Raw genomic sequence first — 18513 nt, forward strand, 5'->3', positions numbered from 1 at the left:
ATCGGTTCCTCCAGAGTATGTTATGGCAACAAATATTTGATCAACCGCTTCCCGACCGGGTTCGTGATGAAGCTCGGGGTTCTCTTCCACAAGTCGATGAACAGCTGCAGGCTTTCCTTGTCAGGTGCGCTATGTGCCCGGGCCAGTCCCGTGTAGGTCATGTATCGGAGCGGGACGGGAATCGCCCCCCATTGCTCCTTGTACTTGTACGTTCCGGATCCGATCGGCGAGCGGCCGAGGTCCAGATAGTCATAACCGCCTCGGATGCCGAAGCGAACCGCTTCCCAATACATGTAGTTGTTTAAGTATTTGCCGTTATACTCGGTCAAGTTCGCCCCGTAGGGGTAGTAGACCGTACGGTCGGTCGGACTCGTAACGAGCAGCATGCCGCCGATCACTCGTTGCGCAGCCTTGTCGAACACGGTCAGCAGGTGACTATGCTTGGGCAGCCATTCGAAGAAAGCCTCGAAGTACCGGATATCCGGAGCGGGCGAGCCCAACTGCTTCATTCTTCTGACATAAACTTCATAGAACGCGGGCAAGTTCGCCGAATCGAACGAAACGTCGAACTCGTCCTTCTTGTACACCTTGCGCACATGATTCCGGTTGCTGCTCGAGGAACGGCCGAGCACCGTCTCTTCGTCCTCCGAGAGTTGCAGAACGAACGTACAATTCCGCTCATCGGCCGTCCAACCCGTCTCTTCGATACGCTGCTCTTTGAGCCGGAGCTCGATATAATCCAACCCGTACGTTTCCCTCAATCGGGGCAGCTCGGCAAAGGCGTATTCTCGCGCTTCGTCGCTGGCGGCGCAGATATCCAAATAATTGATGAACGGCAGCGAGACGCCCGCTTTCTTCATCGACAAGTTGCGGCCGGCAACTAATGGGATGAGCGCCTGTACGCGCCCCGCCTCATCGACGACCGCCTGGTACAGGCACCGGTACCCGAACGTGCGAATCAAGATGTGTCTGAACGAAACGGAGTGGTATACCGTACCGTGTGCGAACGCGATACGATCCCACTCCTCCTGCATAGCTTCGACATACGGGATACAACGGAACATGGTCTTCGTTTACCCTTTCATCCAAAAAATAACCCCCAGCATAATTAAACCGCTGCCGGCCCACTGCATGACGCTGATCTGTTCCTTGAACACGAGAATCGAGACGAGGAGCAGCAGCACATACTGCAGGCTGGTCACGAACGTGACGTAGCTCAGCTCGAACTGCGACAGGCAATAGACCCACAGGAAAGCCGCCAAGCCGTAAGTGACGAAGCCGGCCAGGATGACCGGGGAGGTTAAGTACCCGAGCACAATCGACAGAAGCGAACCTTCGAACGCGACCGAGCGGCTTCCCAGCTTGAGCAAGGTGCTGCCGGCAACGGTCATCACGATGTTGGCCGCTAAGATCCAGTATTTGATTCGAAATCCCCCTTGTTGACTTTCTTCTCCAGCTCTTCCAGCCGCAGCTTCGTCAAGCCCAGCTCTTGGGTGAGCGTTTTGTTGTGCATTTTGAGGCTCGAGATGCTGACGCTCATGTGAAGCAGCAGCAGATAGGCGCTCCCGATCAAGATGGCGAAGAAGGCCGAAGGTGCATAGTAGATGCCGATCAGATCGGAGAACCAATCGATGAACCCGCGGAACACCGATATGAACAACGTGAACACGCCGATTAGAAACCAGACGAGTGAATACTTCTCCCGAATCATTCTGGCGCGGACCATGACGAATACCGAGATGAGCATGATGAGACTGAAGGCGATGCCCATCAGCTGTACGGCGAACAAGCTATACATATTCTCCATGTCCACTCACCACCTTGTCCTGACGTAGGAGAAAAAGATCGAAACCATCACTTTCGCCATATAATAAGGACTTTTGATCAATGTGATCGAAGACGACCCGTGCTCCCGGGCGCGCATCTCGACCCCGACTTCGCTGATTCGTAAGCCGTGCTTCGTCAGTAGGATGACGGCATCGGGTTCCGGATAATCCTCCGGGTAGAAGCGGCTGAGCAGCTCGATGCTCTTCCAGTTATACAGCCGGAATCCCGAAGTCCCGTCGGTTACTTTCTTCCGAATGAGCAGCCGGAACAGCCAGTAGAACACCCGGATGCCCATGCGCCGCGACCACGAGGTGCGGAACGACTTGACGTCCAGAAACCGCGAGCCGATCACCATATCGCTGCCGGTCCGCAGCATCGTCTGGTACAGCTTGTCCACCTCTTGAGCCATGTGCTGGCCGTCGCCGTCGATTTGGACCATGTACGTGTAGCCTTTGTCGTAAGCATACATGAAGCCGGTTTGGACCGCTCCTCCGATGCCGAGATTATGGGGCAGGTCGACAACCTTGACCCCTTCCGCCTTGCGCGCCACAATCGATGTGCTGTCGAGCGAGCAATCGTTTACAACCAGAATGTCTCCGTCCGGAATGTGCTCGCGAATGTCCCGAATGACCTTTAGAATATTGTGCTGTTCGTTAAAGGCCGGGACGACGATCAATAATTTTCCTTTTTCCATAGCAGCTTCCCCGCGTAAGTTTTGGTGAGATGAATTACACCGTGAACGATCCGATCGATCCCATATGCGCAAATGATGGCGAGGAGCGGCATGGCGGGTGCCTTGTATCGGTACATTCCGTCAATAAATGTGAAGATGCAAAAAAGAAACACAGAGAGGCTGATCAGCCAGAGCACCGAAGCGCGGGTGAACACACGGTTGCGGATCGCCATAAACGTCCCTATCAAGAACAAATTGATCGGCAGCGTGTTTTTGAAAAACTTAATCAAGCCATGAACCGTAATCACGTTGATCCGCCATACCCAATTGCCCTGGAACGCGAACGCTCTTTTGGCATACAACACCATGATATGGTCCCAGTTGTTAATTATAAAACTTAGGATCATGCTGTTCAATATATTAATCGTATAGTCCGGGCGGAATGCGACGTCGTGCGGTGTAGGATGGTCGTAAATCCAGCCTTTCGCATACTGGTTGAAGAGCACCATCTTGATGTTCAATTGCAAGGAGCCGATCAGATTGTTCAGCTTGCCGCTCGACACGAGGAAGATCCCCGCCGCGAGACAGGCCGCTGCCGCTCCGCCGATGGTCCACCGGTGCTTCCGGATGAAGGCCCAAGCCTTCCGCTTGTCCATGCGGATGAACAAATAGATCGCGATGAAGAAGAGGGAGATGACGCCGGTCGGACGAAAGACGAGCAGGAGCAGGGCCGAGGCCGCGAACAATACCTTGAATCGCTTCTTCTCCGACTCGTACGCCTTGAGCAGCCAGTAGATGCACAGCAGCTGTAGGGAGATGAAGAAGCTGTCGGACAATATGTACATCGACCATAAGGTGATGTGAAACGAAATGGAATAGATGACTGAAGCCAGTATCGCGGTCAGCCGATTGAACAGCATCTTCGCGATGGCATAGACCAACACGACACACACACTGGCAATTACCGTCTGCACGAAAATGACGGCGTTTGTCGTTTTGAACACGGCGAGCAAGAGGGCCAGGAGCATGTTGTACCCCATGTACAAAATATCGTTCATGCTCGTTCCGATCTTGAAATTCGAGAGCAAGCTGTGAGCGTAATCGAGGTACCACTGGGAATCCGGAGATTGAGGCAAATGCTTAAAGCCGGTGGACTTATTCCAAAAATAGAAGCGCAACCGAATGGTCAAAGAAAACGCAATTAGCGGAATCAAATAAAAAATGTCTCGATCTTTCCATTTCAGAAAAAGTTTGTACAATTTTCACACGGCTCCGTAATACAAAGTTAGTTGGATGGTTTGCGGGACTTACCTATCATTTTGCACGGAAACCATACATTACGCAAGCTCTTTCTTTTCAGGTTCCTTTAAGGTTGTTTTAAGGTTATTTTCATATTTGTCCCGTTCCGGCCCGATTCGTTCACTCCGGACAACCAAAAAAAGGCTTCCGTCCGGAGGTGGACGGGAGGCCCTCTGCATGTCTGGCTATCGATACGACCGGTTGTATTCCTGGGGCGCGTCTCCTTCTTCCTGGGCCCGATACGAGCGGGCATCGTCCAGCTTCACCAGTACGACGTCCATGCCGATCTTGACGATGTTCCGCCATGGAATGATGACGTCGGTGCCAGAGCCGAAGAAGCCGAAAAACTTGGTCTGGTTCGGCACAACGATCGAATCGATTCGGCCTTGTCTGAGATCGAGCTCCAAATCGCTGATTTGCCCCAGCTTTTTCCCATCCACGATATTGATGACGTCCTTGGATTGAAAATCCGATATCTTCATGAAGCATCACCCGCGAATCGTCCGAAGTTAGGCTGCGAACAGGCCACATGTGCCTATGCCTACAGTCCATTATATGTCGAGACCTTTGGAAATGTCCTCATGGGCGGACGAAGCAGACAAATTAATTTTACCTGGGACGGTACGTTCGCGCCGGGGAGAACACGGGGAGGGGCTCATCAGCGGGAACAGTACGTTCGCGCCGGGGAGAACACGGGGAGAGGCTCCGACCGCTGTTGAAATCGGGTTCTTTGGATTTACTTTATAGCTGTCATAACCCGATTTCAAAGGCGGACGCTGGCGCTTCTCCACTCCCTCCCCGTGCCCTCCCCAGAGCTACCGTTGTATTTAGGGATTATTAAATTATTTTGTATCCCCTGAGCGAAGGGGATAGTAGCCATAAGCCATACCACACATGACCACGCAACCGTACGAAAACAAGCAACCCGAGCGGGCTGCTTGTACAGGAGAAACGGGCTAAGTTTTCACATGCTTCTGCATTTGCGAGATGGCCGATTTTTCCAGCCGCGACACTTGCGCTTGCGAGATGCCGATCTCGTCCGCAACCTCCATCTGGGTTTTCCCTTCGAAGAAGCGCATGGACAGGATCATCTTCTCCCGGTCATTGAGCTTCCGCATCGCTTCCCGCAGCGCAATGCCTTCGATCCAGGAGATGTCCTTGTTCCGCTCGTCGCTGATCTGGTCCATCACATAGATCGGATCGCCGCCGTCGTGATAGATCGGCTCGAACAGCGAGACCGGATCCTGGATCGCATCGAGGGCGAATACGACATCCTCCTTTGGCACGTTCAGTGCCTCCGAGATTTCGTAGATCGACGGCTCCCTGGAGTTCGAGTTCGTCAAGCTGTCGCGCACCTGAAGCGCTTTGTAGGCGATATCGCGCAGCGAGCGGGACACCCGGATCGGGTTGTTGTCGCGCAAGTACCGGCGGATTTCTCCGATGATCATCGGCACCGCGTATGTAGAGAATTTCACATTCTGGCTTAAATCGAAATTATCAATCGCCTTCATCAGTCCGATACACCCGACTTGGAACAAGTCGTCCACGAATTCACCGCGGTTGTTGAAGCGCTGGATGACGCTCAGCACGAGACGCAAGTTCCCGTTCACTAACTTCTCTCTAGCCTCTCGCTCCTTGTTGTCTTGAAGCCGCACGAACAATTCGCGCATCTCGGCGTTCGTCAGTACGGGCAATTGCGAAGTATCAACACCACAGATCTCGACTTTATTTCGGGTCATCGTGTACAACCTCCCAAGGAGCAACATTATTGTACATTATCTCCTTGGAAAGTTTTTTTATGCGCCGGGAAACCGCTCAAGGACGCCTCGGAACGGCTGTGAAAACGGTGTCTTCGGCACCGCTCAATGGTTACACCATCTTGTTAAATTCCTTGCGCAAGCGCTTTATTATTCGTTTCTCCAGCCGCGATATGTACGATTGTGAAATGCCGAGCATATCGGCCACATCCTTCTGCGTCTTCTCCTCGCCGTCCTGCAGCCCGAAGCGAAGCTCCATGATGATCCGCTCCCGCTCCGACAGCTTGTCGAGCGCCTTGTGCAACAGCTTCCGGTCGACTTGCTCCTCGATGTTCCGGTAGATCGTGTCGTTCTCCGTCCCGAGCACGTCCGACAGGAGCAGCTCATTGCCGTCCCAGTCGATGTTGAGCGGCTCGTCGAAGGAGACTTCCGTCCGCAGCTTGCTGTTGCGCCGCAAGTACATGAGAATCTCGTTCTCGATGCACCGCGAAGCGTATGTAGCGAGCTTGATCTTCTTCTCCGGGTCGAACGTGTTGACCGCCTTGATGAGCCCGATCGCGCCGATGGAGACGAGGTCCTCGATGTTGATGCCGGTATTCTCGAACTTCCTCGCGATATAGACGACGAGGCGCAGGTTGCGTTCGATGAGCATCGCCCGGATGGCGGAATCGCCGGAAGGCAGCTTCTCGAGCAAATACTCCTCCTCTTCCCTCGTCAGCGGCGGCGGCAGCGCCTCGCTCCCCCCGATATAATAGATTTCCTCGCTCTTCAAACCGAGGAGGAACAGAAACCGATAGTACGTGATTTGCATCATCAATTTCCATTTCACGAGCATGGGCTTACCTCCTGAGTACTATGTCGCTATGCCTCCAATTGCACAAGCGTCGGATGTAGAATAGCTTGATAAGAACCGTCTGCGCAAAGCTTGCCGCCATCGAGGCCGACCAGTACTTTGGCGTTCACGATTTCGTTGTTGGCGTACTGGACCACCACCTTGTCGGGTTTCACCGCCAGCATGAATTGCGTTCCGCGATTAACCCCCCGATACGGGACGAGACGCAGCCGGTCCTGCCAGATCCATTCGTCGGTCCCTATGGCCGCAACCAGCTGGTCGACCTCCGACTGCCGGATCCGCTTCATCCACTCGGGCGGAAGCATGGAGCTCCACTGTTCGGCCTCCAATACCATGACGGGGGTTCGCGTGAGCGGATCATACAGCTGGTTGCCCGTGTCGACGAGGCCGGTACAGCGGGATTCGAAGTCGCCGATCTGAATGCGGATCTCAGCCAAGTACTGCGTCATCGCCTGCCGCTTGCGCGCGGAGCTGAGGACGAGCCGGTAAAACCAGATCATCAATGTAAACCCGATCGCCGTAAACCAAAACCCGATCTGCAGCTGAAACGCGACGCCGCCCGTACGGGTTATGAGAATGCCGTTCATCACCTCGCCGGACGACTGGGTGAAATAATAGAGGGCGAAAATGCCGCCGGCAGCCGCGAAGTTGATGAGATAAAAGGCGGCTATAGTGCGCAAAAACGACTGCAGGCTCCCGAAGCCGAATGCAACGTAGATCATGGCCAAAGAAAGTAAGCATTTCACGGCGAGCGTATACATAAAGGATAAAGAGGGGAACCACATGAGCATTACGTAGCAGGCGCCCAAAAATGCAGACAGCAACAATCGCCATGCTTTGACCGGAAGCTTGCGCGTCCAGGCCGTACCGTACAGGACAACGCCATCGACGAAAAAATTAACTAGGAAGATGAGATCCAAGTAGACGACCACAGGCGTCCCTCCGCTTCTGCAGCCCATCGCGATCCGCTTGCCGGTGCCCACGCGCCATCGGTCTAGCATCTAGCGCTCCGACAGGAAGGACGATTGAATTTAGTATATAGTAAAGCTTATTCCAAAGTCTGTCTAAACTTGTCAGCGGATTGCATCTAATTTTAGCGAAATTTGATTCGACCGAGAATGGACGAGCATGCGTTAGAAAAAAGCAAAAAGCTGCAGACGGGAATATCCCGCGTGCAGCTATAGGGTTGTCGGTCTATTAGGTTATCTTCCGCCCGGATTGTTCTTGCCGCGATTGCGCAAGAATGTCGGAATGTCCAACTGGTCGCTCGACGGAGTGCCGAACGGCTTCAGTGGATTCGAATACTTCTCCGGCGTCTCTACCGGATTAGTAGGCCGGCGGTTCGTAGGTGGAAGAGGCGCTGCCGAACGGTGCTCGAAGCCTGTGGCGATAACAGTAACGACAATCTCGTCAGTCAAGTTGTCGTCGATGCCCGCCCCGAAGATCATGTTCACTTCCGGATCGGATGCGGTCGCGACGATGTCGGCCGCTTCATTCACCTCATAGAGGCTGAGGTTCACGCCGCCGGTGATGTTCATGAGCACGCCGCGTGCACCGTCGATCGACGTCTCGAGCAAGGGGCTCATGATAGCCATCTTGGCCGCTTCAGCTGCTCGATTCTCGCCCTTGGCAATCCCGATGCCCATAAGCGCGGAGCCGCGTTCGGTCATAATCGTCTTCACGTCGGCGAAATCCAAGTTGATGAGACCTGGCACGGCGATGAGATCGGAAATGCCTTTGACCCCTTGACGAAGGACGTTGTCCGCTTCACGGAACGCTTCCAGCATCGGCGTTTTCTTATCGATAATTTCCAGCAGACGGTCGTTCGGAATGACGATTAGCGTGTCGACCTTTTCCTTCAGCGCCTGAATGCCGGCGTCGGCTTGGCCCGAGCGCTTGCGGCCTTCGAATGTGAAGGGACGCGTCACGACGCCCACAGTGAGCGCTCCGCATTCCTTGGCGATCTCCGCGATCACCGGAGCGGCGCCCGTCCCCGTACCGCCGCCCATGCCGGCAGTAACGAACACCATGTCCGAATCCTTAAGCGCATCGATAATTTGTTGGCGCGATTCTTCGGCCGCTTTCTTGCCCACGTCCGGATTCGCGCCGGCTCCCAAGCCGCGGGTCAGCTTCTCGCCGAGCTGAAGCTTGACTTGGGATTTGGCGGTATGCAGCGCTTGGGCGTCGGTGTTCGCGGTGATGAACTCTACGCCCTGCACCCCAAACTCGATCATCCGGTTCACGGCATTGCTGCCGCCCCCGCCCACGCCGATGACCTTTATTTTGGCAAATTGATCCGTATCCAAATCGAATTCAAACATAAATCAAAATCCTCCTAACCATTCCCGCATAGTCGCGCCGATTATCAATGCATGATGATGAACTCAGATGAATTCGCTGATCCAATTTTTGAACTTTTCCATGAATCCGCTCTTCGGCTTCTCCGCCGCGGCGGCCGTCGCTTTCTTAGCGGCGGTCGTCCGGCGAACCGCGGACGTGGACCGTTGCCTAGTGTACTTGTACACGTACTGGATAATGCCGACGCCATTCGTATAGGAAGGATCGCGCACCCCGATGTAGTCGGGCACGGCGACGCGCACGGAGCTCTCCAGCTCCTGCTGCGCAATGTCGAGCATCCCCGGCATCGAGATGGCCCCGCCGCTCAGGACGTACCCTCCCGACGGCTCCGGATACCCGAGACGGGTCACTTCCGCACGGATCAATTGGAAAATTTCCTGAACCCGCGGCTCGATAATATTGGCCAGATCGACCTGCGTGAATTCCTTATCGACATTGCTGCCGATCCGATTGACCTTGAACACCTGATCGATCGCGGAATGCTCGACCACGGCACAGCCGAACTTCAGCTTGATCTTCTCCGCGATGTCGAGCTGCGTCCGAATGCCGATCGAGATATCGTTCGTAATGTATTCCCCCCCGATCGGCAGCGTCGACGTAGCGGCCAGACTGCCTTCGTTGAACACCGAGATCGTAACCGCCCCCGCTCCGAAATCGACGAGCACGGTTCCGATCGCCTTCTCGTCCTTAGAGAGCGTCATCTGACCCGCTGCGAGCGACATCAGGATGAGCCCGGACACCTTCAAATCCGCCTTCTCCACCACGCGAACCAAATTATGTATGGACGTCTTCGCGCCGGTTATGATGGAAGCTTCCACCTCGAGACGCACTCCGATCATGCCGCGTGGATCTTGGATTCCTTCCAACCCGTCAACTAAATATTGCTTCGGTACAACCCCGATAATCTCCCGCTCCGGAGGCAAGGCCACTACCTTGGCCGCCTGCAGTACGCGTTCGATGTCCACTTCGCCGATCTCGCGGTCCTCATCCGACACGGCCACTACGCCATGGCTGGATTGGAGAGCGATATGATTGCCGGATATTCCGACGTACACTTCGGAAATTTGGATTCCTACCATCCGCTCCGCGTGATCAATCGCATTGCGGATCGATTGGACGGTTTGATCAATATCTACGATTGCGCCTTTCCGTATGCCTTCGGAATCAGCCGAACCGACTCCGATTATATTTATCGCACCATTATTCAATTCTCCGATGATCGCTCGAACTTTGGATGTACCGATGTCCAAACTCACAATGATGTCATTGCTGCTCAAGCCTTGGCACCTCCCGTAAACTGAAAATCAACCTGGTATGGCTAAATTGGCTTTTGTACTTATTCCACACGGTTTATGGTTTCCCTCTTTTTTGGCCAATTTTTTATGCGATTTTTTGGGTTTCAAATATTACCATCCGCATGATCCCATAAATTCAATTCTATCATTTCTTCCAATAAATGAGTAGAGCTATTTTACTAGGTTAAGAAACTCTACAAAGCGGCTTAGGCCTCGGAGTTAGTTCTTTTACCCGGTTTTCTTGGCGTCTTTGCCCGGTGTCGGAGTCGGGGACGGTTTCGTGTTGTAGTACTGCTCGAACGGCTTGTGAGTATCGGCATCCAGCATCTCGAACACGCCCGAATCCACGTTCGACTCTTGCATCTGGGCGATGAACTGTTCGAGATACGGCATTTTGGCCGGCAAAAACGTCACGGTCGTGTAAACCTCGTACTGGGAACGGGTATACATTTTGATTTTATCTTCATAGGCGTTCGACGGGGCCGGCTTGATCTCGGAAATCTCCGCGAGCTGGGCGGACGGAATCCGGGCGAGCGCTTCGCACAGCTTCGCCTTCCACGGGTCGTCGTCCGACCAGCCGGTCAGCACGGGCTTGTCCAAAGGAATGGCTGTCCCGTTCGCCGGAACCGTGAGACCATTGGCCAGGATCGCCTCGATCTTGCCCTCCGCGTTGAATTGGAACGCGACCCTAGGGTATTCCTTCACTTGCACGCGGATCAAACCGGGAAACTTCTTCGTCACGGTCACGTCCTCGACGAGCGGCAATCCCTTCACCCGCGCCTTCAGCGTAGCCGAACGCGTGGCGAAGAAATGGTCGCCCGGCTGCACGGCAAGCGCTTGGCGTACCGTATCTTCGGACAAGAGCTCCTGTCCGCCGATCTCAATAGAATCGATCTTGCTGATCGACGATCGGAAGAACAGCACGGCGAGCAGCACGACGAACAGCAGCAGCACGATGACGAGCAGCTTGCGGCTGCCGCGGCGGCGCGGCTTCTCCTCCCGCAGGACGGGTACTTTCTCCTGGGCATGCACTTGCAACGGACTAGCCTCCTGTCTATGCACGGGGTCCCCACAAAGCAATACCATTCGCTCTTTTACCGAAGAAGATCGAGATGTACATACGTGTCTAAATCGTAGCGATTGGTGCGAGCAGCTAGCTGCTCTAATGGAATAGTCTTCGGAGGCTCCCTTCACTTTGTGGGGGATTAACGCCATCGGTCCCCTTCCGCGTGGAGAAAGGGGACTTCGACTGCGCAGCAACTCTATCTTCTCTAGGCGATTCTACTAGCCTACAATGCCGCTAGACGATGGATTGGCCACCGGAATGAACCGCTCGATGCGGGCGCCCAACCGGCTGAACATGCGTTCTATGCGGTCATAGCCTCGATCGATGTGGTGAATTTGCTCGACGATGGTCGTGCCTGCGGCCGCCAGCCCCGCTATGACCAGGGCGGCTCCCGCCCGCAAATCCGTCGCCTCGACGGTAGCCCCGTACAGGCGAGGTACTCCTCGGACGAACGCGGAGTTCAGGTCGACGCGAATGTCCGCCCCCATCCGGGTCAACTCGTCGACATGCTTGAAGCGGCCTTCGAATATAGTTTCTTTGATGATGCTGAGCCCATCGGCGAGCGAGAGCAGCACCATGATCTGGGATTGCAGGTCCGTAGGAAAGGATGGATAAGGCGAAGTGACGATGCGCTCCACCGCTTTCGGGCGGCCAGGGCAGCTTACATTCATTATATCACCGTCGATGTGCACTTGAACACCGGCACGTCGCAGCACATGCGTCACGGAAGTCAGATGGGCGGGACATACGTGGGTCAGCTGGATGTTGCCTTTCGTAATCGCAGCCGCCACCATGATCGTGCCCGCAACGATCCGGTCCGGAATAATGCGGTACGTGCAGGGAGAGAGCCGGTCGACCCCTTCGATCGTGATCGTGTCCGTTCCGGCTCCGATAATCCGCGCCCCCATCGCATTCAGGAAATGCTGAAGGTCTTGAATCTCCGGCTCGCGCGCGGCATTATGAATCGTTGTCTTCCCTTCCGCTCTGGCGGCGGCCATCATAATATTCTCGGTCGCGCCTACGCTCGGGAGATCCAGGACAATGTCCGTACCGATCAGGCGCGGGGCCCGGCAGACGATCGTATTGCCTCGCTCTTCGATCGTCGCGCCCAGTGCCTGAAGGCCCTTCAAATGCAAATCGATCTTGCGCTCTCCGATCGCGCATCCGCCCGGCTGGTACACTTGAACTTCTCCAAAGCGGGTGAGCAGCGGTCCCATCAGGAAGATCGAGGAGCGCATCTGGGTCATTAATTCTTCCGGGATATGCGACGAGTTGGCGGGGACCGTATCGAGAATGACCGTCTCCTCGCGGAGTTCGGCTTTGCAGCCCAGGCTGCGCAAAATGTCCATCATGACATGAATGTCTAGCAAATCGGGCACATTGTCGATTCGATGGGTGCCTTCTGCCATCATACTTGCGGCCAGAATGGGGAGAGCCGCGTTTTTCGCTCCGTGAATGCGGATCGTTCCGGACAGGGGCCTTCCGCCTTCGATCACCAGTTTTTCCAAAATTTCACCCTCCCGAAAGCTTGCTGTGCAAGCTGAAACCGGAGGTGTCACAACCGTCATGGCTCGCCGACCAGGAGCACCTCGGGCACGAGCTCAATCCCGAAGCGTTCCCGCACGGCGTTCTGCATCCGTTCCATCAGGCGCAGCACGTCTTCCGCGGTCGCATCGCCGGTATTAATGATGAAATTGGCGTGTAGGGTCGACACTTCGGCCCCTCCGACGCGCAATCCTTTCAGACCGGCTTCTTCGATCAGCTTGGCGGCGTGCTGGTGATCCGGATTGCGGAACGTGCTGCCCGCACACGGCAGATGCAGAGGCTGGGTGCGGATGCGCCGTTCCTTATAGGTCGCATTGGCGGCCGCAATCTCCTTGCGGTCGCCAGGCGCTAGCTCGAGCACCGCTTCGGTCACGATGCCCGGCAGCGTATGGAGCACGGAATGACGGTAAGCGAATAGAAGGTCCTCTTTTTGAAGTCGAACCAGTTCTCCGGTTTCTAGCACAATTTCAGCTTCTATGAGTATTCGCGACATATCCGATCCGTGCGCTCCCGCGTTCATATAGACGGCTCCACCCACGGTACCGGGGATACCCCCGGCGAATTCCAACCCGGTCAATCCTTCCTTTCCGGCTCTAACGGACAGCGTGATAAGCGAGTAGCCGCCTCCGACATAGATCCGACTCCCTTCGAAACGCAGCTGATTCAGACCCCCGCCGAGCTTCACGACCGCTCCGCGAATGCCCTTGTCGGACACGAGCATATTGGAGCCGCGCCCGATCGGCAGGAACGGCACGCCGTGCCGGTGCAGGATGCGAATCGTTTCCACCAGCTGCGCTTTGCTTTCCGGGATGACGAGGAGATCGGCGGGACCGCCGATTTTCCAACTCGTATAAGGTGCGAGCGGTTCGTTCGGCAGCACTTCGCCTACTTGAGCGTCTCGCAATTCGGATAGTACAGATTGCATAGGGTAAACCTCCTTTACAGAACGGGGAGGCTTTATCCGCGCGCATGCGATTTGGCAAAAATCGGCCGTTATTTTTGCCAGTTGCGGATGAAGCGGCACGCCCGGTGTCTGTCACGGCTATAGTGTATAGTATGAGAAACTGAGGCATGTGTGACAAACGCCCAGCGATTAATCCGGGCGTCGGGAGAGAACGGGTGCTGCAAGATGGCTGTGAGGCGGCAAGGCGCACGGGAAGGGCGGCCCTCTACCCCGCGATCGAATCGATCAGGGCGAGGATCCGGCGCAAGCTGTCCGTACGCGTCCCGGCCTCCATCCGGTCGATATATTGTTGCCGCCGGTCATACAGAGAGCTGAGGCGGACGAGCAGCTCCTCCGGAGTGAGCTCCTCTTCCGGCAGCACCTCGCAGTAGCCGCTCGCGCGGAACGACTCCGCATTCAGAATCTGATCCCCCCGGGATGCTTGCTTCGTCAGCGGGATGAGCAGCATCGGCTTGCGGAGCGCCAGAAACTCGTTGATCGAAGTAGAGCCGGAGCGGGAAAGGACGACGTCGGCGAGCGCCAGCAAGTCGGGCAGCTCGCGGGAGACGAACTCGAATTGCTTGTAGCCGCGCCTCGCTTCCAGATCAGGGTCCACGTGGCCTTTGCCGCACAGGTGGACGACCTGGAACCGCTCGAGCAGCTCCGGCAGCTTGGCTCGGACCGCATCGTTGATGGCGCGGGCGCCCAGACTGCCGCCCATGATGAGCAGCACCGGCTTTTGCCGGTGGAAGTCGCAGAACGCCCGCCCTCGGGCGGCGCTGCCGTTCAGCACCTCCTCGCGGATCGGCAAGCCGGTGAACTCCGCCTTGCCGCGCGGCATGAGCGCGAGCGTCTCCGGGAACGTCACGCAGACGTTCGAGGCGAATGGCAGCGACAGCTTATTGGCGAGCCCCGGGGTCATATCCGACTCGTGGATGATGACCGGGATGCGGCGCAGCCAACCCGCCACGACGACCGGGACGGAGACGAAGCCGCCCTTGGAGAACACGACCTTGGGCTTGACGCGCCCGAGAACGCGATAAGCGTCCCATAGCCCTTTCATCACTTTGAAAGGGTCCTTCAGATTTTTCAGATCGAAATACCTGCGCAGCTTGCCGGACGAAATCGAATGAAACGGGATGCCCGTCTCCTCGATCATGCCCCGCTCGATGCCGTCGCCGGAGCCGATATAGTGAACGTTCCAGCCGGATTCGCGCAGCTTGCCGATGAGCGCCAGATTCGGCGTCACGTGGCCGGCCGACCCGCCTCCGGTGAACGCGATCGTTCGCGGTCGCATAAGGAATCACCTCGAATAGCGGGAAATGTTAAGCAGTACCCCTAGGGCGGTCAGCATAAGGGTGAGGGACGAGCCGCCCGCGCTGATCAGCGGAAGCGTAATGCCCGTGACCGGGAACATCCCGATGACGACTCCAATGTTGATGACGACCTGCACGGCGATCATGCCGACGATGCCGACCGCGAGCAAGCTCCCGAATGTGTCGGGGGCCGTAATCGCCGCGCGCATCCCGCGCCAGACCAGCAGCATGAAGAGCAGCAGGACAACTGCCCCGCCGATGAAGCCCAGCTCTTCGGAGATGATGGAGAAAATAAAATCGGTTTGCGGTTCGGGCAAGTAGCTGTACTTTTGCCGGCTCATGCCGAGCCCGAGACCGACCAGGCCGCCGGGGCCGATCGCATAGAGCGATTGGATGATCTGATAGCCGGTCCCGAGCGGGTCTTGCCACGGATCGAGGAACCCCGTAATCCGCTTCAACCGGTACGGCGCGGACGCGATCAAGCCGACGAAGCCGGCGACGCCTACCATGCCTAGCATCGCGAGATGCGAGATGCGAGCCCCGGCGGTATAAATAATAATCATGGTCGCGCCGACCAGAACGGCCCCGCTCCCCAAGTCCGGCTGCAGCATGATGAGGCCGAACGCGGCGCCCATAATGCCGAGCGGCGGCAGCAAGCCCTTCGTGAAGCGTGTAATGCCGGATTGTTCGTCGGACAACAGCTTGGCCATAAACACGATCATCCCGAGCTTCATGAACTCGGAGGGCTGGATGCCGAGCGACCCGATGCCGAGCCAGCTGCGGGCCCCGCCCCGAATGACGCCGATCCCGGGGATCAGCACGATGACCAGCAGGGCGAAGCAGACGATGAGTCCGGGCTTGGCCAACTTTTTCCATACCCAATAATCGACGTTCATCGTGAAATACATCGCAATAATCCCGAGTACGGCAAACACGAGCTGCCGCTTCAGGTAATACCCGTAGTCGCCAAATTCACGAAACGCGAGCACGGCGCTGGCGCTGTACACCATCACAACGCCGATGGTCAATAAGAGCAACGTAGCGATAAGAATCCAGGGATCGGGAGCAGAACGTACCTTCGACATCGCCGCACACCTCTTGCAACAAGATTGAGGGGTGGTTCTTGTCCCCCCTATTATACAAGATTATGCACCGACTGTTTAAAAATGCGTCCGCGTTCCTCGTAAGACTCAAACATGTCCCAGCTCGCGCAGGCCGGTGAGAGCAGCACGACGTCCCCGGGCTCGGCGAACGCGTAGGCCGTGTCCACCGCGGAGCGGAGCGTATCGGCTGCGCTGTTAGCAGTATCGACCGTTTTCACCCGGGTAATTCCGGCCTTCGCCGCGACATCGGCAAATTTTTGCCGGGTTTCGCCCAACGCGACGACAGCGCGCACGCGATCCTTGAAGAGCGGCAGCAGCTCGGTATAATGCGAGCCGCGCTCCTTGCCCCCGGCGATCAGCACGACCGGCTGCCGGAATGACTCGAGCGCCGTAATCGTCGCCAGAGCGTTCGTCGCCTTGGAGTTGTTATAGAACGTCACGCCGTTCACTTGCTTCACAAGCTCGAGGCGATGCTCCACGCCTCGGAACGCCTGCAGCGCCGCGCGGATCGCCTCCACGGACGCCCCAGCCGCGAGCGCAATCGCCGCAGCGGCGAGGGCATTCGCGGCGTTGTGGCGTCCCGGGATGCCGAGCTGCAAGGCGCTTACGAGCTCCACGAGGCCGGTGTCAGCCTCGGGATCGTTAGCCGCAGCTCCGCCGGGCACGCCGCGGGCTACGAGCATGTGGCGCTCCGTGAGCGCCTCGCCTGCCGCGAGCGGCGGCTCTATGTAGACGCCGCGGGGCAGCCGTTCGCGGATCGAGAACGGCATGAGCCGGCCCTTCACGGAGCCGCGCTCGATCAGTATCCGGCACGTAGGATCGTCCCAGTTCAGCACTGCGGTGTCCTCGGCGGTCTGATTGGCGAACAGCTTGGCCTTCGACTCGATGTAATCGTCCATCGAGCCGTGGTAGTCCAAGTGCGCCTCGCTAATGTTCAGCAGGCAGGCGATGCGAGGCCGGAACCGGCTCGTGCCCTTCAGCTGGAAGCTGCTCAGCTCGACGACCATCCAGTCGTCGGGCGTCGCCTCCTCCGCCGCTTCGCACAGCGCGCGGCCGATGTTGCCGGCGATGATCGGCGACAAGCCGGCCTCGCGAAGAATATCCCCCACCCAGGTCGTCGTGGTCGTCTTGCCATTGGAGCCGGTAATGCCGATGATCGGCGCTTGGCAGATGAGCGAAGCGACCTCCACTTCGGTGACGATCTCGATGCCGAGCCGGATCGCTTCCTGGATCGGAGCGATTTTGTAGGGGATGCCGGGGTTCTTCACGACCAGCGCGACTCCAGGATGAATGAGCGTGTCCGGATGGCCCCCGGTAACAACAGAAATACCCAGAGCCGTAAGTGGGGCGGCCTCAGGGCATTGGTCGAGCGTTTTTTGATCGTTCACAATTACGCGTGCGCCCAGTTCGTGGAATAGCTTCGCTACCGCCACGCCGCTTCGCGCCAGGCCGAGAATGACGACGTCCTTCCCGGCGTAACTAGCCGGATGATTCATTTGCTACACCTCATATAGTAATCAGAGCCGCGCCCGCGAACACAAGGCCGGCCAACCAGAATGTAAGGACGATCCGCCATTCGGACCACCCGACGAGCTCGTAGTGGTGATGGACCGGGCTCATCTTGAACACCCGCTTCCCCCGAGTCTTGAACGAGACGACCTGGATGACGACCGACAGCAGCTCCAGCACGAACACCCCGCCGATCAGCAGGATGAGCAGCTCGGACTTCGTCAAGATCGCCACCGCGGCCAGGCCCCCGCCGATCCCTAGCGAGCCGGTGTCGCCCATGAACACCTTGGCCGGATGCGCGTTGAACACGAGGAACCCTAGCACCGCCCCGACCATCGCCGCGCTGAAGATCGCCGTCTCCTGCGTCGAGTGTACCATCGCGATGATCGTATAGGCGCCGAAGGCGATGGCGCTCGTCCCGGCCAGCAGGCCGTCCAGGCCGTCCGTGAAATTGACCGCGTTGGACATGCCCAGCATCATGATAATGACGAACGGCACGTACAGCCACCAGCCGACGGACAGTGTCAAGTCCGTGAACGGAATGCTGAGATCCGTGTCGTGACCGTTCCGGTACAGCAAGTAGCACACGACCCCGGAGACGATGAGCTGGCCGGCCAGCTTTTGCCGCGCCGTCAGCCCCAGCGATCGTTTGAACAAAATTTTGATATAGTCGTCCAGGAATCCGACGAGTCCGTACCCGAGCGAAGCAATGAGCAGGATGACCGCATCCGTCGTTTTGTCGGAGAATCGCAGGAATGCCAGGGAGAGTGCGAGCAGGATGATTGTGCCGCCCATCGTCGGCGTTCCCGCTTTCTTCAGATGGCCTTGCGGGCCGTCCGTGCGAATTTGTTGTCCGAATTTGAGTCTTCTGAGCAAGGGTATGAACAATGGCCCTGCAATTAGCGCGAGCACGAAAGCGGCCCCCAGCGTAAACAGGATCACAATCCGATCCATCCGTCTCTCTCCTTT

The 18513-nt window shown here is 56.9% G+C and carries 18 protein-coding genes; all 18 read right to left on the reverse strand.

The genetic code is table 11. The annotated features are described in order from the left end of the window. Window positions 1-20: 20 nt before the first annotated feature. Window positions 21-1064 (reverse strand): GNAT family N-acetyltransferase, encoded by a 1044-nt coding sequence (locus ACI5FR_RS11220; RefSeq protein WP_405454422.1) that lies wholly within the window; start codon window positions 1062-1064, stop codon window positions 21-23. Window positions 1065-1073: 9 nt separating this feature from the next. Then, window positions 1074-1391 (reverse strand): EamA family transporter, encoded by a 318-nt coding sequence (locus ACI5FR_RS11225; RefSeq protein ID WP_405454724.1) that lies wholly within the window; start codon window positions 1389-1391, stop codon window positions 1074-1076. Between the two features lie 14 nt (window positions 1392-1405). Then, complete coding sequence (locus ACI5FR_RS11230) at window positions 1406-1807, reverse strand: DUF2304 domain-containing protein (RefSeq protein ID WP_405454424.1); 402 nt, start codon at window positions 1805-1807, stop codon at window positions 1406-1408. Window positions 1808-1813: 6 nt separating this feature from the next. Beyond that, the gene (locus ACI5FR_RS11235; RefSeq protein WP_405454426.1) at window positions 1814-2521 is read right to left on the reverse strand and encodes a glycosyltransferase family 2 protein; all 708 of its coding nucleotides are present in this window, start codon (window positions 2519-2521) and stop codon (window positions 1814-1816) included. Further along, a complete protein-coding gene (locus tag ACI5FR_RS11240) occupies window positions 2500-3759 on the reverse strand; it encodes a glycosyltransferase family 39 protein (protein ID WP_405454428.1) in 1260 nt (419 codons plus the stop codon). The genes ACI5FR_RS11235 and ACI5FR_RS11240 overlap by 22 nt, the downstream gene beginning before the upstream one ends. Window positions 3760-3984: 225 nt before the next feature. Beyond that, window positions 3985-4281 carry a YlmC/YmxH family sporulation protein gene (locus tag ACI5FR_RS11245; protein WP_405454430.1) on the reverse strand — a complete coding sequence of 99 codons (297 nt, stop codon included), beginning with the start codon at window positions 4279-4281 and terminating at the stop codon, window positions 3985-3987. Window positions 4282-4755: 474 nt separating this feature from the next. Then, complete coding sequence (gene sigG, locus ACI5FR_RS11250; RefSeq protein WP_405454432.1) at window positions 4756-5538, reverse strand: RNA polymerase sporulation sigma factor SigG; 783 nt, start codon at window positions 5536-5538, stop codon at window positions 4756-4758. Window positions 5539-5668: 130 nt separating this feature from the next. After that, the gene (sigE, locus tag ACI5FR_RS11255; RefSeq protein WP_405454434.1) at window positions 5669-6391 is read right to left on the reverse strand and encodes an RNA polymerase sporulation sigma factor SigE; all 723 of its coding nucleotides are present in this window, start codon (window positions 6389-6391) and stop codon (window positions 5669-5671) included. A gap of 26 nt (window positions 6392-6417) precedes the next feature. Continuing rightward, entirely contained in the window at window positions 6418-7410 is a 993-nt protein-coding gene (gene spoIIGA, locus ACI5FR_RS11260) for a sigma-E processing peptidase SpoIIGA (protein ID WP_405454436.1), read from the reverse strand. A 201-nt stretch (window positions 7411-7611) separates the two neighbouring features. Continuing rightward, window positions 7612-8730 carry a cell division protein FtsZ gene (gene ftsZ / locus ACI5FR_RS11265; protein ID WP_405454437.1) on the reverse strand — a complete coding sequence of 373 codons (1119 nt, stop codon included), beginning with the start codon at window positions 8728-8730 and terminating at the stop codon, window positions 7612-7614. A 63-nt stretch (window positions 8731-8793) separates the two neighbouring features. Further along, window positions 8794-10044 (reverse strand): cell division protein FtsA, encoded by a 1251-nt coding sequence (gene ftsA, locus ACI5FR_RS11270; protein ID WP_405454439.1) that lies wholly within the window; start codon window positions 10042-10044, stop codon window positions 8794-8796. A 246-nt stretch (window positions 10045-10290) separates the two neighbouring features. Further along, on the reverse strand, window positions 10291-11094 hold the full coding sequence (locus ACI5FR_RS11275; RefSeq protein WP_405454726.1) for a cell division protein FtsQ/DivIB: 804 nt from the start codon (window positions 11092-11094) through the stop codon (window positions 10291-10293). A 252-nt stretch (window positions 11095-11346) separates the two neighbouring features. After that, entirely contained in the window at window positions 11347-12636 is a 1290-nt protein-coding gene (gene murA / locus ACI5FR_RS11280) for a UDP-N-acetylglucosamine 1-carboxyvinyltransferase (RefSeq protein ID WP_405454441.1), read from the reverse strand. Between the two features lie 56 nt (window positions 12637-12692). After that, entirely contained in the window at window positions 12693-13598 is a 906-nt protein-coding gene (gene murB, locus ACI5FR_RS11285; protein ID WP_405454443.1) for a UDP-N-acetylmuramate dehydrogenase, read from the reverse strand. Window positions 13599-13842: 244 nt separating this feature from the next. Next, window positions 13843-14913 carry an undecaprenyldiphospho-muramoylpentapeptide beta-N-acetylglucosaminyltransferase gene (locus ACI5FR_RS11290; RefSeq protein WP_405454445.1) on the reverse strand — a complete coding sequence of 357 codons (1071 nt, stop codon included), beginning with the start codon at window positions 14911-14913 and terminating at the stop codon, window positions 13843-13845. A 6-nt stretch (window positions 14914-14919) separates the two neighbouring features. Beyond that, window positions 14920-16017 carry a stage V sporulation protein E gene (gene spoVE / locus ACI5FR_RS11295; RefSeq protein ID WP_405454447.1) on the reverse strand — a complete coding sequence of 366 codons (1098 nt, stop codon included), beginning with the start codon at window positions 16015-16017 and terminating at the stop codon, window positions 14920-14922. Window positions 16018-16067: 50 nt separating this feature from the next. Next, the gene (gene murD / locus ACI5FR_RS11300) at window positions 16068-17531 is read right to left on the reverse strand and encodes a UDP-N-acetylmuramoyl-L-alanine--D-glutamate ligase (protein ID WP_405454448.1); all 1464 of its coding nucleotides are present in this window, start codon (window positions 17529-17531) and stop codon (window positions 16068-16070) included. A 10-nt stretch (window positions 17532-17541) separates the two neighbouring features. Then, window positions 17542-18498 (reverse strand): phospho-N-acetylmuramoyl-pentapeptide-transferase, encoded by a 957-nt coding sequence (gene mraY / locus ACI5FR_RS11305; RefSeq protein WP_405454449.1) that lies wholly within the window; start codon window positions 18496-18498, stop codon window positions 17542-17544. Window positions 18499-18513 lie beyond the last annotated feature (15 nt).

Source organism: Paenibacillus sp. HJGM_3, assembly GCF_045062745.1.
GTDB lineage: Bacteria > Bacillota > Bacilli > Paenibacillales > NBRC-103111 > Paenibacillus_AA.